16 protein-coding genes are annotated in these 18,512 nt (G+C 51.6%); 2 read left to right on the top strand and 14 right to left on the bottom strand.

What is annotated here, in order from left to right; all coding sequences use genetic code 11:
- Positions 1 to 57: 57 nt before the first annotated feature.
- Both TH30_RS07825 and TH30_RS07820 read right to left on the bottom strand, forming a co-directional pair.
- The gene (locus TH30_RS07825) at positions 58 to 1,191 is read right to left on the bottom strand and encodes a CaiB/BaiF CoA transferase family protein (RefSeq protein ID WP_114097505.1); all 1,134 of its coding nucleotides are present in this window, start codon (positions 1,189 to 1,191) and stop codon (positions 58 to 60) included.
- Positions 1,184 to 2,326 carry an extracellular solute-binding protein gene (locus TH30_RS07820; RefSeq protein ID WP_114097504.1) on the bottom strand — a complete coding sequence of 381 codons (1,143 nt, stop codon included), beginning with the start codon at positions 2,324 to 2,326 and terminating at the stop codon, positions 1,184 to 1,186. Before TH30_RS07820 ends, TH30_RS07825 begins: the two co-directional genes overlap by 8 nt.
- Before the next feature lie 170 nt (positions 2,327 to 2,496).
- Between TH30_RS07820 and TH30_RS07815 the strand changes: the two genes are divergently transcribed.
- Complete coding sequence (locus TH30_RS07815; RefSeq protein ID WP_114097503.1) at positions 2,497 to 3,315, top strand: IclR family transcriptional regulator; 819 nt, start codon at positions 2,497 to 2,499, stop codon at positions 3,313 to 3,315.
- 512 nt (positions 3,316 to 3,827) lie between these two features.
- Here the strand turns inward: TH30_RS07815 and TH30_RS07810 are convergent.
- The 8 genes from TH30_RS07810 to TH30_RS07775 all read right to left on the bottom strand — a co-directional run bounded on the left by TH30_RS07810 (position 3,828) and on the right by TH30_RS07775 (position 12,437).
- On the bottom strand, positions 3,828 to 4,823 hold the full coding sequence (locus TH30_RS07810) for an ABC transporter permease (protein WP_114097543.1): 996 nt from the start codon (positions 4,821 to 4,823) through the stop codon (positions 3,828 to 3,830).
- A gap of 26 nt (positions 4,824 to 4,849) precedes the next feature.
- Positions 4,850 to 5,590 (bottom strand): ATP-binding cassette domain-containing protein, encoded by a 741-nt coding sequence (locus TH30_RS07805; RefSeq protein ID WP_114097502.1) that lies wholly within the window; start codon positions 5,588 to 5,590, stop codon positions 4,850 to 4,852.
- 64 nt (positions 5,591 to 5,654) lie between these two features.
- Positions 5,655 to 6,638 carry an ABC transporter permease gene (locus TH30_RS07800; RefSeq protein ID WP_114097501.1) on the bottom strand — a complete coding sequence of 328 codons (984 nt, stop codon included), beginning with the start codon at positions 6,636 to 6,638 and terminating at the stop codon, positions 5,655 to 5,657.
- A 3-nt stretch (positions 6,639 to 6,641) separates the two neighbouring features.
- On the bottom strand, positions 6,642 to 8,159 hold the full coding sequence (locus TH30_RS07795; RefSeq protein ID WP_114097500.1) for a sugar ABC transporter ATP-binding protein: 1,518 nt from the start codon (positions 8,157 to 8,159) through the stop codon (positions 6,642 to 6,644).
- 98 nt (positions 8,160 to 8,257) lie between these two features.
- On the bottom strand, positions 8,258 to 9,205 hold the full coding sequence (locus tag TH30_RS07790) for a sugar-binding protein (protein WP_114097499.1): 948 nt from the start codon (positions 9,203 to 9,205) through the stop codon (positions 8,258 to 8,260).
- 134 nt (positions 9,206 to 9,339) lie between these two features.
- Positions 9,340 to 10,344: a Gfo/Idh/MocA family protein gene (locus tag TH30_RS07785; protein ID WP_114097498.1), complete on the bottom strand. Its 1,005-nt coding sequence runs from the start codon at positions 10,342 to 10,344 to the stop codon at positions 9,340 to 9,342.
- 80 nt (positions 10,345 to 10,424) lie between these two features.
- Positions 10,425 to 11,420, bottom strand: coding sequence for a substrate-binding domain-containing protein (locus TH30_RS07780; protein ID WP_220150287.1), 996 nt, complete (start codon positions 11,418 to 11,420; stop codon positions 10,425 to 10,427).
- A gap of 36 nt (positions 11,421 to 11,456) precedes the next feature.
- Positions 11,457 to 12,437, bottom strand: a complete 981-nt coding sequence (locus TH30_RS07775) for an NAD-dependent epimerase/dehydratase family protein (RefSeq protein ID WP_114097496.1) — start codon at positions 12,435 to 12,437, stop codon at positions 11,457 to 11,459.
- Between the two features lie 299 nt (positions 12,438 to 12,736).
- On the opposite strand from TH30_RS07775, the gene TH30_RS07770 reads away from it, so the two are divergent.
- Positions 12,737 to 13,789, top strand: coding sequence for a LacI family DNA-binding transcriptional regulator (locus TH30_RS07770; RefSeq protein ID WP_220150286.1), 1,053 nt, complete (start codon positions 12,737 to 12,739; stop codon positions 13,787 to 13,789).
- A gap of 34 nt (positions 13,790 to 13,823) precedes the next feature.
- On the opposite strand, the gene TH30_RS07765 is transcribed toward TH30_RS07770, so the two are convergent.
- The 4 genes from TH30_RS07765 to TH30_RS07750 all read right to left on the bottom strand — a co-directional run bounded on the left by TH30_RS07765 (position 13,824) and on the right by TH30_RS07750 (position 18,462).
- Positions 13,824 to 14,849 carry an SMP-30/gluconolactonase/LRE family protein gene (locus TH30_RS07765; RefSeq protein ID WP_258548648.1) on the bottom strand — a complete coding sequence of 342 codons (1,026 nt, stop codon included), beginning with the start codon at positions 14,847 to 14,849 and terminating at the stop codon, positions 13,824 to 13,826.
- A gap of 11 nt (positions 14,850 to 14,860) precedes the next feature.
- A complete protein-coding gene (locus TH30_RS07760) occupies positions 14,861 to 15,862 on the bottom strand; it encodes an ABC transporter permease (RefSeq protein WP_114097495.1) in 1,002 nt (333 codons plus the stop codon).
- A 9-nt stretch (positions 15,863 to 15,871) separates the two neighbouring features.
- Positions 15,872 to 16,798, bottom strand: a complete 927-nt coding sequence (locus TH30_RS07755) for an ABC transporter permease (protein ID WP_220150285.1) — start codon at positions 16,796 to 16,798, stop codon at positions 15,872 to 15,874.
- Between the two features lie 95 nt (positions 16,799 to 16,893).
- Entirely contained in the window at positions 16,894 to 18,462 is a 1,569-nt protein-coding gene (locus TH30_RS07750; protein WP_220150284.1) for a sugar ABC transporter ATP-binding protein, read from the bottom strand.
- Between the last annotated feature and the right edge of the window lie 50 nt (positions 18,463 to 18,512).

Raw genomic sequence — 18,512 nt, 5'->3', positions numbered from 1 at the left:
AAAAAAGCGCGGCCCGCAAGGATGCCGCGCTTTTTTTTTGTAGATCGGTTTTGTAGATTACCAGCCGGTTTCCAGAAGATCGTTCGCATCCCCAAGTTCCGGTGCGGCGCGTGACGATGACGGACGGACACCATCAATACGCAACGGCAGTTTGGTCGTTTGCATCGCTACATCGCCGCGTTCAATATTCTGAACCATATCAAGTGTCTGCAAGACACCGCTTGCGACGACGCCATCCCAATCCATGACTGGTGCGGCCCAGATATCGTTGGCGACGAATTCATCCATCCAGCTTGCACTGGTTCGGGTTTTTAGTTGTGCGGCAAGGCCAGCCTTGATTTCATCGCGCTGTTTAAAGGCATCCAGTGCGGCAATTTCCAGTGAAAGTCCGGTGATATTCGCCAGAAGATCAAGCTTGCCCATCGCAATGGCAACGTGACCATCGGCTGTTTCATAAACCCCGTACGGTGCTGCCAGATAGGCATGTGCCGGATTATTTTTAGAGCGTTCCGGGGTACGGTTGCCGTCGTTAAACCATGTGGTCAGTAATTCAAATTGCAGATCTGCCAGAACCTCGATCAACGAGGTTTCAACATAGCCACCGATATTTTGCGTAGCCTTGCGATACAAAAGGGCCAAGACCCCGTGCGTCAGGGCTGATCCTGCCAGCACATCGGCAATCGGAAGCCCCATCGCAACCGGACCATGGTCTCGGCCGCCCGAAAGCCACATCACCCCTGACCGGGCCTGTGCGAGCAAGTCCTGACCGGGCAAATCCACCCACGGACCGTCCGATCCATATCCGGTCACGGTGCCATAAACGACAGTGGGGTTGATCTTTTTGACAGCCTCGTAGCCAAAGCCAAGACGTTCCATCACACCGGGGCGGAAGTTTTGCAAGATGACGTCGGCTTCTTGCACAAGCTGGGTCAGACGGGCCTTTTCTTCATCGGATTTAAGGTCAACCGCAACAGAACGTTTGTTGCGGTTGATCGCGTGAAAGATGGTGCTTTCACCGGCAATCTTGGTATCGGTCAGATAAAGATAACGCGACAGATCGCCAAGCCCGGATCGTTCGACCTTGACCACATCTGCGCCAAGGTCTGCAAGTTTCAGGGCGCAATAGGGGCCTGCAAGAAACTGCGAGAAATCCAGAACCTTCAGTCCTTTAAGGGGCAGTATATCAGTCATGGTCGAAGCTTTCGTCAAAACGTGCCTGAAGGGCAGAAAGGGCTGTTTGCGGAGTAATTTTTCCGGTCAGCGCATCAAGAAGGATGTGTGATGCATCTTCCTGAAACGCCATATATCCGTCATGGCGCGGGCGCAGCCACGCGGCTTCGTGGGTCATGCGGGTATTACTGTAACAAGACCCGACCGGCGCATTGACTGCGGCATCACCCCAGGCAACCGCATTGCCCGGTTGACCGTTATGGCTGGCATAAAGGCCACGCTGAATATCGGCCGAAGCAACCCACAGAGCGAATTCAACACAAAGGTCGGGATGTTTCGTTTGCGATGAAACCGCAATCCCGGTTCCACCAAGGGCCGAGCCAAGTGGGCCGGACGCACCAAGGGAGGGCATATCGTGGAAGGCTATGCGATAGGCGCGGTAATTGATCCGCGCGTAAGGCGCATACAAGTAGACATAAGGACACAGGGTAAATTTGTTGCCGTCACAAAGGGCATCAAGGGCCGAAATCGGATCCATCCTGAGGCAGGCGGGATCAACCAGATCGGCAAGGGTTGCCATTGCTTCAATTACATCAAGGGCTGCTTTTTGATCGATTTCGGTTCCCTTGGTGACCGGGAAGGGTGCGCCGGAGTTTGCCAGCAAGCTAAAGAATGACATCAGAACATGAGGGGACAGAAGCGGCCAGACAACACGACCGTCTTTGGCCTGGGCAATCACGTCGGAGAAAGTCTTGACCGGAGCATTGATGAGATCGGGTCGAATTGCCTGCACCTGACAAGCGGCATCGACAGGCAAGGCCCACTGATGCCCCTTGAAGAAATAGCTCTGATAGCTTTTACCAACGGTTTCGGCCGAAAGCCGGGCGAGGGTGCCTGCATCTGCCACACGATCAACGGGCAACAGACAGTTCTTTTCCACCACAGCGCCAACATGAGGATGATCGATAATAATCAGATCATAGGTCCGTGCCAGTTCCTCGACCGGGGTGCTTTCAAAACCTTGAAGGGACCGTTTGTCCCAGACGATATCAACATCAGGATGACGTTCACGAAAGGTTGCACTGGCTGCCACCAGCGGGTCATAGCCGCGCGGATCCGACCAGGTCATGCCCCTGACTTTCTTTTGTTTGGTCATTGTTTTTCTTCCTCCCATCATCAGTTTAATGCCGGAAGTTTATAAATGAAAGTATGTTTTATATTTGATATGATGTTTTCTATATCACAGGGTCAGTTGCCACGATATGGCTGACCCGCATATACTCAGTCGACCGAAACCAAGCGGTTTTCATCTCCCTGCGAGGACACATGAACGGCAAGACCGAAGAACAGATTGATCAGGAAAAATACCGTGCTCCGGCCTTGTCAAAAGGGCTTGATATTCTCGAACTGCTTGCCTCCGAAGTGGATGGTCTTTCGCAGATCGCCATCGCGAAACAGCTCGATCGAAACACCTCGGAAATCTTCCGGATGCTGATGGTTCTGTGTCAGCGCGGCTATATCGAACAACGCGAGGAGGATGATCGTTACCAACTGACAACCAAGATGTTCGAGGTGGCTCATCGCCATCCACCCATTCGCCGCCTGACATCTATCGCTGGCGATGCAATGCAGCGGCTTGCCAATGAAGTGAACCAGTCAATGCATCTGGCGATCATTCATTCAGGCCATGTTCTGGTCATTGCACAGGTCGACTGTCAGGACAACAACATCACGGCAGTCCGGTTGGGCGCGCAGATCAATATTTTTGATACGGCATCCGGTCGTGTTCTCGCGGCCTGGATGGAGCAGGAGGCACTTGATAAGCTGATGAATGAGGTCGGCAAGGAACCCTCAGACAAATATCAGGCCTTCTTGGATGATCTTCCGAACGTCAGGGCTGCTGGCTATTGTGAATCACAATCCCTGACCATTGCGGGTGTTCTTAACCTTTCCGCACCGATTTTCGATTTTTCAGGTAAGGTCGTCGCTGCACTAACAGTCCCATTCATTCAACGTCTTTCGGGAACGTCAGTTGCCACGGTAGAGGAATGCAGGGAGCGCCTGATCGAAGTGACCACCGACATTTCCCGCCGTCTCGGAGCGGGCGCACATTGGTCTTCTCAGGAAAAACCGGACCAGACGTAAGAAAGTTCGCCCGCGTTCACCTGCCAAATAATCAGTCTGGGTCCTCGTAACTGCGATCACGGGCAGGGTGCACAGGTTCTGTTCCCTGGACGATGCCGGGTGACCATGAATTATATAAACGATGGCCCCAAACGTTGTACGTGGTCAATTCATTCGGGTTCTGTTTGTTAGGGCAATCCACAGCGACTGAGTTTGATGTTTACGAGAATGCCCAGTTCACGTCAGCTTGGGTAAAATCCGCCGGAGCACCAATGCGAACACTGAACCGGTCGGAAGACAAGCGACTGCAACTTAAATCGTATGCATCGCAGTTTTCACGACAAGAACCGGTGTTGAATTCAGCCGTATGCACGACGAGAAAAGGGACTGATGCGCAATCTTGATGCGAGATCATCAGACACACACATAAGTTCTATAATATATATTATGACAAATAATTGCATATGTGTATCCAAGCTATCTTCTTCTCTTGAGTTTTTTGGTTAACTATCAAGAGTTACAAACTGATATTGTTATGTTTTCCGCTGTCTGAACCGATCAAATGCCACGGCCACCACAATGAAAGACCCGACAAATGTTCCCTGCCAGAATGTGCTGATCCCCAACAAAATGAGGCTGTTCCGGATCACTTCAATCAGAAGCGCACCAACAACGGCGCCAAATGCAGTTCCGCCACCCCCGGCAAGGTTCGCGCCGCCAATCACAGCAGCTGCAATAACCGTCAACTCCATTGCCTGACCCAGATTGGTTGTCACACCACCAAGCCAGCCAACTTCAAGAACGCCTGCAATACCAGCCATCAAAGCCGAAAACATATAGACGCTGACCTTGACACGCGCCACCGGAATGCCGGTCAGAACTGCCGCATTCTCGTTACCGCCAATCGCAAACAAATGCTGCCCCCAGCGCAAATGGCGGAACGCAAATGCCGTCAGGCACGCCAGGATAATCAAGATAATGAGCGGATGCGGAAGCCCGAAAGTCGCACCACCTCCAAGCCAAAGTAAAAAGTCATGATCAGGGCCGAACTCATAGATCATTTTATTGTCAGACAGCACCATCGCCAAGCTGCGCGCAATAGAGAGCATCCCGAGCGTAACGACAAATGATGGCATCTTGGCATAGGCAATCAACACACCATTCACCGCCCCCACCAGCAATGAAACTGACAGAGCGGCGAGACATCCAACCCAGAAAGGCATCCCGGCCGACATCAGAACACTGACGGTCATCGCAGAAATTACCAATGTGGAACCCACAGACAGATCAATCCCGCCTGACGCGATAACTGCCGTCATCCCAAGTGCAACAATCCCGACAAAGGCAAAGTTGCGCGTAACATTAAAAAGGTTGCGCTCTGTCGCAAAACTGTCGGTAAGTATGGTCAATGCCAAACAGGCAAACACAGCTGCCAGAAATACCCAGAAAATCTGCTGATTGGTAATCCGTGCGATCAACCCGTGATGTTGTGAACGGTTGATAACATCAGCAAGAGTTGGATTTGCCATGTTCATTGGTCCTTTTTCAATTCCACTCATGCTTTTTCAATCGCCCCGGTAATCAGGCCTGTGACTTCTTCTGGCGATGAGTCTGATGCCATCTTGTCGGCAACAAGTTCTCCGCGTCGCAAAACAACAACTTTGTCTGCAACCTCAAAGACGTCAGGCATACGATGACTGATCAGAACCACTGCAATCCCGTGATCACTCAGCTGACGAATTAGACTGAGCACTTCTGCCACCTGACGAACGGAAATTGCTGCCGTTGGTTCGTCCATAAGCACGATCTTTGCATCGCTAAGAAGTGTTCTTGCAATTGCCACGGCCTGACGTTGCCCGCCGGACATTTTATGGACCAGATCACGGGGCCGGGTTTCCGATTTCAGGCGCGCGAACAGTTCCGCTGATCTGCTGCGCATAAAGGCGTAATCGACAATCCTGAGCGGCCCGATTTTACGGGTGGGCTCCCGGCCAAGAAAAACGTTTGAAGCCGCACTCATGTTGTTGCAAATCGCAAGATCCTGATAAACGACCTCTATACCTGCTTTTTGCGCATCCCGTGGCTTGTGAAACACCATTTTCTGATCAGAGATAAATATATCGCCCGACGTTGGAGCAAAATTTCCCGCAATGACCTTAACCAGCGTAGATTTTCCAGCCCCGTTATCCCCCATAAGCCCGACCACTTCGCCCGGCTGAATGGCAAGTGATACATTATCAAGTGCCTGAATGGCGCCATAACGCTTTGATATATTCTTCAGCTCAAGCACGCTCACGATTTCCCCCTACTCTGCCCAGCAGATCAAAAGTACGGCCAGCAAACAGTTGTGCTGCTCCTGATTATTGTTTTTGCAGCAAGCCCAAAGCTCTTTCGGTATTCTTGCGATTGCGATAAGTCGCAAACTGCTGATCAGCCAACACACCAAGCAGGATTACTGTCCCCATCACGGCGAAGTTCAGTGAAGATGGAATACCTAGCAGATTTACAAGGTTCTGCAGTTCCTGCAGCAATACCGCCCCAAGAACGATGCCGATGACAGAACCTTCTCCTCCGCGAAGAGAGCATCCTCCCAACACTGCCGCGGCAATCGCATATAACTCGTAGAAGTTCCCGTGCGACGACGGCTGCACAGACTTTGTAAACATTGCGAAATAGATCGCTGCGATGGAAGCAAGGACCGCGCAAATGACATATGCCGTAATGGTGACAAACCGCGTATTAATCCCTGAAAATCGCGCGGCTTCCTCATTCTTGCCGACGGCACACAGATGCCGCCCGAAGACAGTATGATGCAATACAACCCACATGATGGCTGCAACAATCAGCATGGCAAGAAACGAGTGCGGAACACCAAAGCTGCGCCCGATGGTCAACCATTCCAGTTGCGGGTAACTTGATCCAAATGGGAAACCGGCAGTGGATTCAGCAGTATATCCACGTGCTATCCCGCGATAAATCAACAGACCGCACAGGGTGACAACAAATGGTTGGAGCTTAAATCGTGTAATCAGTATTCCATGGGCGAGCCCGATCAGAACACCCAGCCCGACCGTAATAGCCACTGCAATTGGCCAGGGGACACCAAATTTCCCCACCATATCGACAAACAGAACCCCCAACAGGGCAATTACCGACCCGACAGAAAGATCAATACCACCGGTCATAATAACAAAGCCCTGCCCGATGGCGAACAATCCGAACAAACCGATCAGATTGGCTGTATTTCCAAGGTTGATTGGAGACAGGAACAACGGGTTGCGCATGTAAACAATCGCACCAACCACAATAATCAGAATGCCAAGCCCAATATCTTTTTTTTGCATTGCTCAGGCCTCTTCCAGAATTTTGCCGACAGCCAGATTAAGCACGTTGCTCTCCGAAAACTTAAGGCGGGGCAATTCCCCCGTGATAGCGCCATCTTTCATGACAAAAATTCGATCCGACACCCCGATCACTTCTTCCATGTCACTCGATATCATCATCACCCCTACTCCATGATCGGCCAATGAGCGCATCAACCCATAGATCTCGGCTTTTGCTCCAACATCGATGCCACGCGTCGGCTCATCGAAAATAATAACTTTCGGATCCATGGACAGCCACTTGGCCAGAACAACTTTCTGCTGGTTTCCACCCGACATTTCATTTGCAGCGCGGCGCACATCGCGGGTCTTGATTGCCAAAGCATCACGTTGAATTTCAGCAACTTCGATCTGTCGCTTCTGTGAAACAAGACCGCGAGATGTGAAGGCCGAAAGATTAGCCATTGTGACGTTTTCCAGCGTCGGGAAATCCAATATAAGGCCGGACCGCTTGCGATCTTCCGGAACCAAATAAAGCCCCGCAGCAATTGCATCTGCAGGGGTGTTAACCTTTACCTCCACACCATCAACCAGGATCTCGCCATCAAGCTTTTCACCAACACCGAATATAGCTTCTGCCAAGGCTGTTCGCCCTGCACCGATCAGTCCGGCAACGCCAAGAATTTCGCCCCCCATCAGCTCGAAACTGGCTGGTCGATCCGGCTTGCTTTTGATGGACAGGTTTCTGACCGCGAGCACGGGTTTGGTCGCCGGACGCGCAGGTGGTGTGTAAAGAGCCTTAAGATCCCGCCCGATCATCATGTGGATCATGGCGTCATGCGTGAGCTCATCACGTTCAAGCACACCAACCTTGACGCCATCCCGAAGCACCACTGCGCGATCTGCACATTCCTCAACTTCGCTTAGCCGATGCGATATATAGACAACGGCAATTCCTTGTGCCTTCAGGTCGGCAATCACCTTCAACAGCATGTTTGTTTCTGACAGGGTCAGGCTCGATGTTGGCTCATCCATGATGACAAGCCGCGCATTCATCGATAACGCCTTTGCAATTTCAAGCAACTGACGTTCTGCCAGTGACAATGTCGAAACAGGAGTATCTGGCCTGAAGCGCGCACCGATACGATCAAGAAGAGGCTGAGCCAATTCTTTCATCGCCTTGTGATCGGCCAGCCGAAACAACCCGCGAACTTTCTCGCGACCAAGAAATATGTTTGCGGCAACATCCATGTTATCAAAAACATTCAGTTCCTGATGCACAAAGGCGATGCCCGCCTGCTGAGATTCCTTAACATCGAACCGGTCAAATTGCTGACCATCCAGGGTAATATGTCCTGATGTCGGGGCAATCAGCCCACCCAGTATCTTCATCAAGGTCGACTTTCCGGCACCGTTCTCACCAAGAAGTCCGACCACTTCTCCTGCTTTGATCTGTAGTGAAACATCATTAAGGGCAACCACACCCGGATATACCTTGGTGACATTCTCAAGCTTCAGATCAAGCCCATGCACTGCACTCATTCCAAACGGCTCCCAATGTCCATTGACATCATCGGAAAGGTGCGAGCGGGTGCACAAAAAACCACACGCGTACCCGCTCGCTAGGCAGGGGGAAGAAATTACCCGCCTATTCTTTCCTTAACGACCGCCTCAAACTCGTCGACATTGGATTTGTCGATCACCTTGGTAGACACGATGATAAGACCATCGTTCGGAACCTTCGAAGCATCACCTTCAAGGTAATCCGCCATCAGATGCATGCCCTGATAGCCCCACTGATACGGATCCTGTACAACCGTTCCGGCAAAACTGCCCTCGCGGACCGCCCCAAGTGTCACAGGGTCCTCATCAAAGGCAATAACGGTTATCTGACCCAGTTTTCCTGCTGCCTGCAGTGCTTCATAAATTTTGGGCGGATTGTAGGAATAGAACCCGACCATGCAATTGATATCCGGGCTTGCGGCAAGGACATCATCGACATTTGAACGCGCACGGGCAAAGTCGACATCATCACCACGCACATCGACCAGCTCGATGCCACTTCCTTCAACAGCCTGACGGAAACCCGCAATACGTTCAATTGCGTTGTCAGCCCCCAGGAAACCGACAAACCCCATGCACTTGCCACCTTTTGGCATTGCCTTTACGGCAATTTCACCTGCCTGAACGCCGGCAGCAACATTCGACGAACCAAGATAGGCAATCCGGTCACTTTGTGGCGCATCGCTGTCGGTCGTGAAGAGCGGCACCTGGGCGGCAATGCGATTGAACGCATCAATAGAGTTTTTAGGATCGGCTGAAGAAATCATGATCGCGTCGGTTCCCCCCGCGACCAGATCGTCCATCAGTGCATTCTGAAGCGCCGCTGTGCCCTGCGCCGGATAGCGGAATTGAAGCTCGTACTGCGGCAGCTCCGCCTGCGCGGCTTGAACGCCTGCTTCTGCAAGTTTCCAGAAATCCGACGCTGCGTTAACCACGAATGCAAGCTGCTGTTTTTCCTGAGCCAGCGCCCCGCCAGCCAAAACCATAGACAGACCAAGCGTTGCAATTGTTGATGCAATTTTCATGTTTTTAGTCCTCCCGATTAATCACAAGCACAACTGTATTTATAAATTATCTGCGTGCTTTATAATTAATAATATAATTAATAATTCTGGATCAAGCATTTTTCACCCAGCTACTGTTAAGTGAATGATTTTGATTAGACATTGACCCATTTATTCTGCTCCTCGCTGGCGAAGACTGCGTCCAGAACCCGCATGGAAGCGATGGAATCCTCTATGCCGTAGGGCAAAGCTGTTCGCCCCAGGACTGCTTGTGCAAATTTTTCGGCCTGCTCTGTATACTGGTCGCACGCGGGCAGCATCTCACAGCCGGCCAGACTGCCATCAAGGCTCTCGCCCCTATCAACAATCAAAGCGGTTTCTTCATCTGCAGGTGCGTTATACGGGATCATGATTTCCGCACGTGCCTTTGTGCCGAAAACGTTCAAAGTCTGGTATGGGCATAGCTGCGTCGACACAATAAATGACAATTGCCGCCCGCGCCCGAAATCAGCAACCACACTCGCCATTCGGTCGGTCTTGAATTGCGGATCGCGATCAATCAGCGCTGCCACCCGCAGAGGCTCGTCTTCGAACAGGAATCGACCGGCAGTGATTGGATAACATCCAATATCCATGATCGCACCACCTCCGGCTTCCGGGCTGTTTCGGATGTTCTTCCCATCATTATTGAAATAGCTAAAGGCCGCCTGGATCGCCCTCACCTCACCAAGCTCCCCGCTTCTGACCATTTCCCGCACCCGAAGCCATTGCGGGTGATAGCGCACCATGAACGCCTCTGCGACCAACACATTCTTCGGACATTCCCGAAGCCGCTCAGCATCTCGCGCGTTCAATCCAACCGGCTTCTCGCACAGCACGTGCTTACCCGCCCGCGTCGCTGCAAGCGTCCAGTCCACATGCATATGATTGGGCAGCGGATTATAAATCGCATCAATGTCCGGATCCGCGATCAACGCCTCATAGGAGGCATATGATTTTTGAATTCCGAGGTCATTTGCCGCCCTTGCAGAGCGCGCAGCACTGCGTGAGGCAATGCCCAGAACGTTTGAGGATTTTGATTTCTGAATCCCAGGAATAACTTTCTCCAGCCCGATTTGAGCCGTCGAAAGAATACCCCAGTTAATTTGTCTTTTTGTCACACCCTTAGCCCGCCTTGAGTTTGATAAAAATTGGGCCAGATCCGACCTCGGGATCCGGCCCAATTCATGGCGCTTGGAAATCAGTTATCCGCACAGAAACCAGGGCTGGACTGATTGCAAACATCAAGTCCCGTATAGAGCGGATCCTCGACCTTTTTGCCGCTGATCAATTCAATCATGACATCCGGCGCGCGATACCCCATTTCAAATGGACGCTGACCGACTTGGGCATGACTGCGCCCGTCGCGGAACGCCTGAGTCTGCGGGGGCAATGTATCGCCCGCAATCAGGATCAGGTCTTTCGACTTCAGCCGATCCATGACCTGATCGGTAACCTGCGCATATGCCTGCGGCGCGAACTGCGCCCAACCACCAATCAGGATAAAGGCATCAAGATCTGGATTTGCTGTAAAGGTATCGGCCATCTGCTGGTTGGCAAGATCGACCTGGTCATTGGTAAAGACCGGGCACCCGTCAACTTCAGTCCAGCCGTTATTGCCATCAAGGCGCTCCGTCCCTTTTGCCCCTGAAATCGTATCGCGGAAGCCGGCAGCACGTGCGTTAATATTGTCCGCCGCGACATTCCCCAACTGCAGACAAACCGACCCACCCTTAGGCTTTAGCGCCATTGCCTCTTCCGCCATCTTGACGCCCATAAGATAGTTATCTGTTCCCAAATAGGTCGCCCGCAAATCTCGATCTTTTTCAAGGAAATCGGCATCAATCGTCATCACCGGGACATTTGGGCTGATCTGGCGAATACGGTTCGCCATGGCCGGAGCATTTGAGGGCGAAATCGCAATTGCCGCGACCCCGCGAGTCAGAAGATCGTCCACGATCTGCACTTCACCTGCCTCATCAGCACTGGAAGCCGGTCCGGTATAAATGCACTCATATTCAGAGTTCATGTTCTCCGACATCCATTTCTGACAACCCAGATTGATCTGTTCGAAAAACGGGTTATCCAAACCCTTAACCACAATGGCCAGTGTCTTTTTGCCATCGGCATTTGCGGCACCAACACCTGTCGCAAGAATGAACGCAGATGTGAGAGTTAGTAACATTTTATGTTTCACGTTTCGCTCTCCCTAGTTGGTCTGGCCCGGAGCTGACTACCCCGGATACCAGATTTTCCGAGGATCGTTCGGGCTTCTCACATATGACCAGGCCCGCTCGATCAACCCCTCGAAATCTACTTGTGGTCGCCACCCAAGCAGGTGGCGCGCCTTTGTGTTATCCAGCCAATTGCTATGAAACGGTGTGGGCACCTCGACCGCCTCAAGACCACGCGTGCGCGTAAGGTAAGCCGCCACCTGCGCGTAATCGACCGGTTCATCCATGGCGATATTGAAAAGTTCCCCCATTGCATCAGGATGGTCCAAAGCCGCCATCAGTGCTGCGACCAAATCATCGACATGAACGAAATTGCGCTTAAGTGGTGCCCCGGTTTTGTCACGCATAAGGGGCACAAAATCCCCCTGCCCAAGACGCATGGCCTTGTCAAAACTCATCAAGTCACCCCAGACTGGACCACCGAACTGATCCGCCCCAAACGAGAGCACATACTTGAAATCGTCTTTTTCCATGATCCAGGGAGCACGCAGAACAGTGCCGTTCAGGCCGTACTGGATCTGATATTGCTCGATCATGACCTCTTCGAGCACCTTGGTCAGAGCATAGCACCCGCTATATGCCTTCCTTGGAGATACCTCAGTGATTGGCTCTGGATACTCTTTGAAAATGTGCCCGACAGCACAGTCACCGCTGATCAAGATGAATTGCTTCAAAGTTGGCGACTGACGTGCCGCTTCCAAAAGCAGGAACATCCCTTTGATCGCGACATCAATGGCGAGATCCGGACTTTCTTTCACCGCGGCCATATGAAGGACGTGAGTTACGCCATCCATTGCCTGCGCAACAGCTTCCGGGTCAGCGAGCGATCCCGCGACGATCTCCACCCTCTCGCCTGCATCAATCTTCCTGTTGTGGCAAAGCGCCACTACCTTCGCTGACGAGTAGAGTTCCTCATCAAGAAAAGTTGCCAGAAAAGCCTTGCCGACTTTTCCCGTCGCACCGGTGACCAAAATCTTCATTAATTCTCCTCCCTATTGAATTAATAATATTAATTAATAATATTTAGTCAAGCAGCGTTCTGGAAGATGGTTGAGATAAATTGAGTGGCAGATAATTAATAATTCTGCTTCCCGACCAGTCTGACGGGTTGTTTTGAAGAAGCTGAAAAGGTATTACCAATGTCGGTCTGGAGAGTTATGAATTCGCCAAGCCATTCAATTCGCAGAACTAAACCCATCGCTTGTGCGTAATTCCGGAATATCTTACGCAATCACTGCAAAACATTGCTTGGCTAAAAGACCAGAGGCAGAACGAGTTTATGTCGCAAAAAAAACTTTATGGTGGCAAAAGCCGTCCCACGATGATGGATGTCGCAACGATGGCGGGCGTCTCGCAAGCGACTGTATCGCTGGTGCTAAATGGCAGCCCTGCCAAACTGACCGAAGCGACACGGCAACGCGTCATAGATTCCGCCAACAAACTCGGCTACCAACTGGTGCGGCGTGAAAGCCAGGTACCACCAAACAGCAAAACACGTTCGACCATTATATTTATTGCTGATGAGATCAGTACCGATCCCTGGATGGCACTTGCTTTCGAAGGAGCCCATAACAAGGCACTCGAATACGGCATAAATGTTATCCTTGCCGTAAGCCACGGGAACGCCAATATCGAGGCAAACATCGTCAACCAGATGGCGGACTCGAACGTTATCGGCATTATTTACGGGACCATTCTTACAAGACTGGTTGAGTTACCACCCGTATTGTCAAAAAAAACCACCGTTCTGGTTAATTGCTACGATAGCACCCGCACACTTCCATCTGTTTTGCCCGGGGATCTCCTGGGGGGACGGGCTGCGACTGAACGATTGATAAGTGCCGGACGCAAACGCATAGCCATCATTAACGGCCAGAAAGGTGTCGACGCATCACGAGACCGCCTCAAAGGGTACAGGCAGGCACTCACCAGCAACGATATTCCGTTTGATCCGGCTCTTGTGCGACCAGGGAATTGGGAGCCATCGACCGGTTATTCCATGACTCACGAACTCATGGCCCTCGACAATCCACCGGATGCGATCTTCTGCGCCAATGATTTGATGGCACTGGGATGTTTTGACGCCCTGCGTGATCTTGGACTAAGCATACCTGATGATGTTGCCGTGATTGGTTTTGACGACCGCGAGATTGCGCAACACACACACCCTCCCCTTACCACGCTTATTCTCCCCCACTACGAAATGGGCGAAATTAGTGCTGAATTGCTTATAGATAGCGTGGGAGGTCTGCTGGCCACTCCCAACCAGATCAAGGTCGAATGCCTGCTGGTTGAACGTGATTCCGTAGAGAAACCGTCAAAGGACGCATAGTCTTCACCCGCTCAACAGTCAGTCGGCCGTCTGATCAGGCTAACGGAGTGCAGACCGGCTGTTGAGCAGAATGGCAGTTGACATGAATTGTGTAGACGCTCGTCGTTGCTGTTATCAGCAACTCGTTCCCGCGCGCGCCACCAAAAGTCAAATTCGAGACAGTTTCAGGAACCAGTATCTTGCCTAGCAAGGTTCCAGCAGGATCAAAACAGTGCACCCCATCCTTGGCCGAGCACCAGACATTGCCATAGCAATCGACTCTCAGTCCGTCAGGCAAACCTTTATCGATCTGGGCAAAATCACGGCCGTTCTCAAGCCTTTCTCCGTCGACCACGTCATAAACACGGATGACGGGAAGAACCTTGTCATCATGGCTGCTTCCTGATTCTGCGATATAAAGCAGCTTTTCATCATTGGAAAATGCAAGTCCGTTCGGCTGGGTGAAGCTCCACGTCACGCTCGTGACAATTCCGGTTTCAGGGTCAAGACGGAACACATTGTTATATTCTTGATCCGGTACCGCTTTGTAACCCTCGTAATTCGATAAAATTCCGTAGGTGGGATCAGTAAACCAGATCGATCCGTCAGTCTTGACGATGACATCATTTGGCGAGTTAAGACGACTGCCTTGAAATTCATCCACAAGCGTCGTGATTGTGCCGTTATGTTCCGTACGGGTAACCGATCTTGTGCCGTGCTGACATGTGATCAACCGACCGTTCATATCGACAGTATTACCGTTGGCAAACTCAGATTGGGTGCGAAAGACGTTCACTGAACCGTCACACATCCAGCGAAAAATCTTCTGGTTCGGAATATCCGAAAACAGAAGGCATTGATGAGCTGGAAACCATACCGGCCCCTCCGTCCACAAATGCCCGCCGGAAATTTTCCTCAGCCGAACATTCGCCAGTATCAGATCACGAAACCGACAGTCCAGAATCTGATATGGTTCGAACATACCGGATGCATCTTCAAGTTTATCTGCGGCACAGTAAGCCAAGTGATAATCCTTTACCAAATTCAGGTTGAGACAAAAAGATTCGGTGGTGACAAGCACCACCGATACCTTTAGCGCACCAGCTGTTGCCGCCCATAAATCAACAACATTCCAATGATTACAACTCCGAACACCACCTGTCGGAAGGTGTCAGCAGGAATATCAACGCCAAGCTGGGCAAAATATCTCTGCGGCTGAACCACAGACAGCATTGACTGCAAGATTGTGATCAAGATGACACCTGCGATCGTTCCAACATACTTGCCTCGACCGCCCAGAACATTAGTCCCGCCCAGAACGATTGCCGCAATTGTTGGCAACAGGTAGGGATCCCCCATTGCCTGATAGGAACGATTTGCCCATCCGGCCAGCAACACGCCCGTCATGGCGGCACATGCACCCGAGAAGACAAAGCAGGCCAGGATAACCTTGCGCGTATCCACGCCGCTCAGGAACACCGAACGCTCCTGATTCCCTACCGCATAAATCCGTCGACCAAGGACTGAACGATTTAGCATGAAGATGATCGCCGCCCCAAGAATGATCCAGATAAGAAGCGGGTTCGGAATACCGGGGATGAGATGCCCGACAGCCAGTTCACGCATGAACTCGGTTGCACGATCTTGCGGAGCAAATCCGCCCGTGTGGTAAACCATAAGGCCTTGTGCGACCGCATTCATGCCAAGCGTGAAGATCATGGCCGGTGCACGCAGATATGCAACACCCAGTCCGTTGACGAGCCCGATCAAAGCTCCACACAAAACGCCAAACGGGACAGCAAGTGTAATCCCCCATTCAGGCCCCAGAAAACCGGTAGCACCAGTAGCCATCATGCCGCCGACACATATGGTCCAGGGAATGGACAGATCAATATGTCCCAACAGAATGACCAACATCACGCCACTTGCAACCACCCCGAGGAAGGACGCGGTATGCAACTGCTGAATTAAATATTTCGGTGACAGAAAGGCAGGCTCAACCATCGCCCCGATCAGAAGCAAAACAATTACACATGCAAATGCAATCACAGTTGCCCGATCAAATTGCCTTGCGATTACGACTGAAACACTCATTTTTCTGCCTTACCGATAAATATCTAGTCTGTTCTTGATTCTAAGAACGCGTAACGACCCGAGACTGACCGCAACAAGCAACACGACGCCGACGAAAAGCGGCTGCAAGACCGGATTGATGTCAAACACGATCAACAGATCACCGACCGTCCGCATGACAAAGGCACCGAAAATCGAACCGACTGCGCTCCCGACACCACCAAACAGGGACGTGCCTCCGATAACGACAGCCCCGATTGAGTTAAGGGTGTACTCATTGGCAATGGACATCTTGGCCGCACCGGAATAGGTAAGTGCCGTAAGAAGAATGCCGCCAATCGCCGACAGCAGTCCGCTCAATGCATATGCCAACAGTTTGGCGCGATTAATCGGGATTCCGGACATATATGCCGCTTGCTCTGATGAGCCGATGGCGAATGTTGCTCTTCCCAATACCGATCTGCGATACGGTATCCAGATAAACACAACCACGGCCAGTAACAGCAAAACGCTATGCGGAATGGCGAAGGAAGAACGGGTCATAAAATCGGCGAGTTCAAAATTGACCGACCCGCCCGGCTGGGGACGAATGGCAAGAGCGACACCGAAATAGACAGCGCTGGTCGCCAGCGTGGCAATCAACGGCTGAAGACGACCATAAACAATAATGACACCATTTATGGCACCGCATGCCAAACCAACCAGCAGAACCCCGAAAATCCCGAACGTGGTAGCGACCGGACCGCCTACAACGATTGTTGATGCAAGGCAGTTCGATAATACAAATGTCGCCCCCACCGAAAGATCCAGTCCCCGCGTAATCACCGGCAAGGTTTGCGCCATGGCCACAAGTGCCAGCAATGCGCCCTTGTTCGCAGCTGTATTTATCATGTTTGGCGTCAGACCTGCTGCCTGCTTCCAACCATAGACAATGAACATCGCTGTAAAGATCAGCATTGCGATGAGAATACCTCTCTGGGCAGCGGATAACCGGCGAACCCAGGCGAAATGTTTTTGTCGAGAAACCAGATCTGCTGGTTCGGCCCCCACATTCATAACGACATCCCTTGTTTCTTTTTCAATTCTGGCTGGATCACAGCTTGTTCCGGCAGGTTAAGTGCAGCCGAAACCAGATTGGTTTCGTTAAGATCATCCCCAGCAAGGGTTCGAACAATCCGGCCGTCATACATGACAAGAACGCGGTCACAGCAGCCAATCAGTTCGTCATAGTCCGTTGAATACAAAAGGATCGCACATCCCTCAGCTGCCAGTTTCTGCAGGAGATGATATATTTCCTGCTTGGTGCCGACATCAATTCCACGCGTAGGATCGTTCAACAGAATGATGCGTGGCTTGGTCATAAGCCACTTCCCGATCACGACCTTTTGCTGGTTCCCCCCGGACAGCGCCCCGACCGGACCATCGATGCCATCGGCCTTGATCTTGAGAAGTTCAACCATTTCATCGATGGCCATTTCTTCTGCAGCTGTATCGACGACACCTAACCGGCTCATTTTTTCAACAGCTGCAAATGACAGGTTCTCCCGAACGGTCATCGACAACATCAGGCCTTCGTATTTGCGATCCTCTGGTACAAGCGCAATGCCTATGTCATCGGACTTCGCCATCTTTGGACTGTTCAACTTTACAGGCGCGCCGTTGACTTCAACGCCCCCGGTCGACCCGATCAGCGTTCCAAACAGGCCCAGTTGCAACTGCTTCTGCCCCTGCCCGTCCAAACCTCCAAGCCCGACAATCTCACCCGGACGCATTTCAAGGTTGATGTCATTGAGTTCATCGTTCCAGGAAAAGTTCTCCACCTTCAGGATCGGCTCGGAAACATCAGGTCTGGTACTTTTCGCAGGATACACACTGCTATATTCGCGACCGATCATCATCTCGACAACGGCGCTATCTGATTTCGTACCGTTCTTGAATGTCTCGACCTTTCTGCCGTTACGATAAACCGTACAGGTGTCAGCCAGTTCGGCGATCTCGGGCATACGGTGAGAAATGTAGATGATTGACATTCCCTCATCGCGAAGCCGGTGAAGCATCGCGTAGACCTTCTCCACATCAGCGGCTGTTAACGCAGATGTTGCCTCGTCCATGATCAGAATTTTGGGATTCCGGGCCAATGCTTTGGCAATTTCCACCATCTGGCGTCGAGACAGAGACAGATTGCTGACGGTTTCCATCGGATCGATGTTCTCGCCACCAACGCGCGCAAGCGCCTCTTCGGCTATCTGTCGCTGGGCGCGATAGTCAATCAGGCCAAACTTATTACGTGGTGGACGGGTGATGCCGATATTGTCGGCAACGGTAAGATCGGGCAACAGGGACAATTCCTGGAATATGCATGACACACCCAGGTCATTGGCTTCCTGTGGATTTGCAAAATTTACGATGTTGCCTTCAATTTCGATCTTTCCGCTATCGGGCTGCACAACACCCGAAAGAACTTTGATCAACGTCGATTTTCCCGCCCCGTTTTCACCAAGCAATGCATGGATTGATCCACGGTGCGTTTCAAAACTGACATCTTCTAGAGCACGGACACCACCATAACTTTTGGTAATGCCCGACATTGACAATAAATAAGGAGATTTGCGCTCTGACACGGCAGTGTTCCTAACCAGTATAGAATACCGCCGACCCGAACCGGGCCGAC

This window comes from Thalassospira profundimaris, assembly GCF_003326795.1.
Taxonomy (GTDB): Bacteria; Pseudomonadota; Alphaproteobacteria; order Rhodospirillales; family Thalassospiraceae; genus Thalassospira; species Thalassospira profundimaris_C.
The sequence above is the reverse complement of the archived record's forward strand: the minus strand, read 5'-3'. Positions and strand labels throughout refer to the sequence as shown.

Bases quoted from the DNA above. Each gene is read 5' to 3' on its own strand.
- TH30_RS07825 (WP_114097505.1), bottom strand. From the start codon at position 1,191: ATGACTGATATACTGCCCCTTAAAGGACTGAAGGTTCTGGATTTCTCG.
- TH30_RS07820 (WP_114097504.1), bottom strand. From the start codon at position 2,326: ATGACCAAACAAAAGAAAGTCAGGGGCATGACCTGGTCGGATCCGCGC.
- TH30_RS07815 (WP_114097503.1), top strand. From the start codon at position 2,497: ATGAACGGCAAGACCGAAGAACAGATTGATCAGGAAAAATACCGTGCT.
- TH30_RS07810 (WP_114097543.1), bottom strand. From the start codon at position 4,823: ATGGCAAATCCAACTCTTGCTGATGTTATCAACCGTTCACAACATCAC.
- TH30_RS07800 (WP_114097501.1), bottom strand. From the start codon at position 6,638: ATGCAAAAAAAAGATATTGGGCTTGGCATTCTGATTATTGTGGTTGGT.
- TH30_RS07795 (WP_114097500.1), bottom strand. From the start codon at position 8,159: ATGAGTGCAGTGCATGGGCTTGATCTGAAGCTTGAGAATGTCACCAAG.
- TH30_RS07790 (WP_114097499.1), bottom strand. From the start codon at position 9,205: ATGAAAATTGCATCAACAATTGCAACGCTTGGTCTGTCTATGGTTTTG.
- TH30_RS07775 (WP_114097496.1), bottom strand. From the start codon at position 12,437: ATGAAGATTTTGGTCACCGGTGCGACGGGAAAAGTCGGCAAGGCTTTT.
- TH30_RS07770 (WP_220150286.1), top strand. From the start codon at position 12,737: ATGTCGCAAAAAAAACTTTATGGTGGCAAAAGCCGTCCCACGATGATG.
- TH30_RS07760 (WP_114097495.1), bottom strand. From the start codon at position 15,862: ATGAGTGTTTCAGTCGTAATCGCAAGGCAATTTGATCGGGCAACTGTG.
- TH30_RS07755 (WP_220150285.1), bottom strand. From the start codon at position 16,798: ATGCTGATCTTTACAGCGATGTTCATTGTCTATGGTTGGAAGCAGGCA.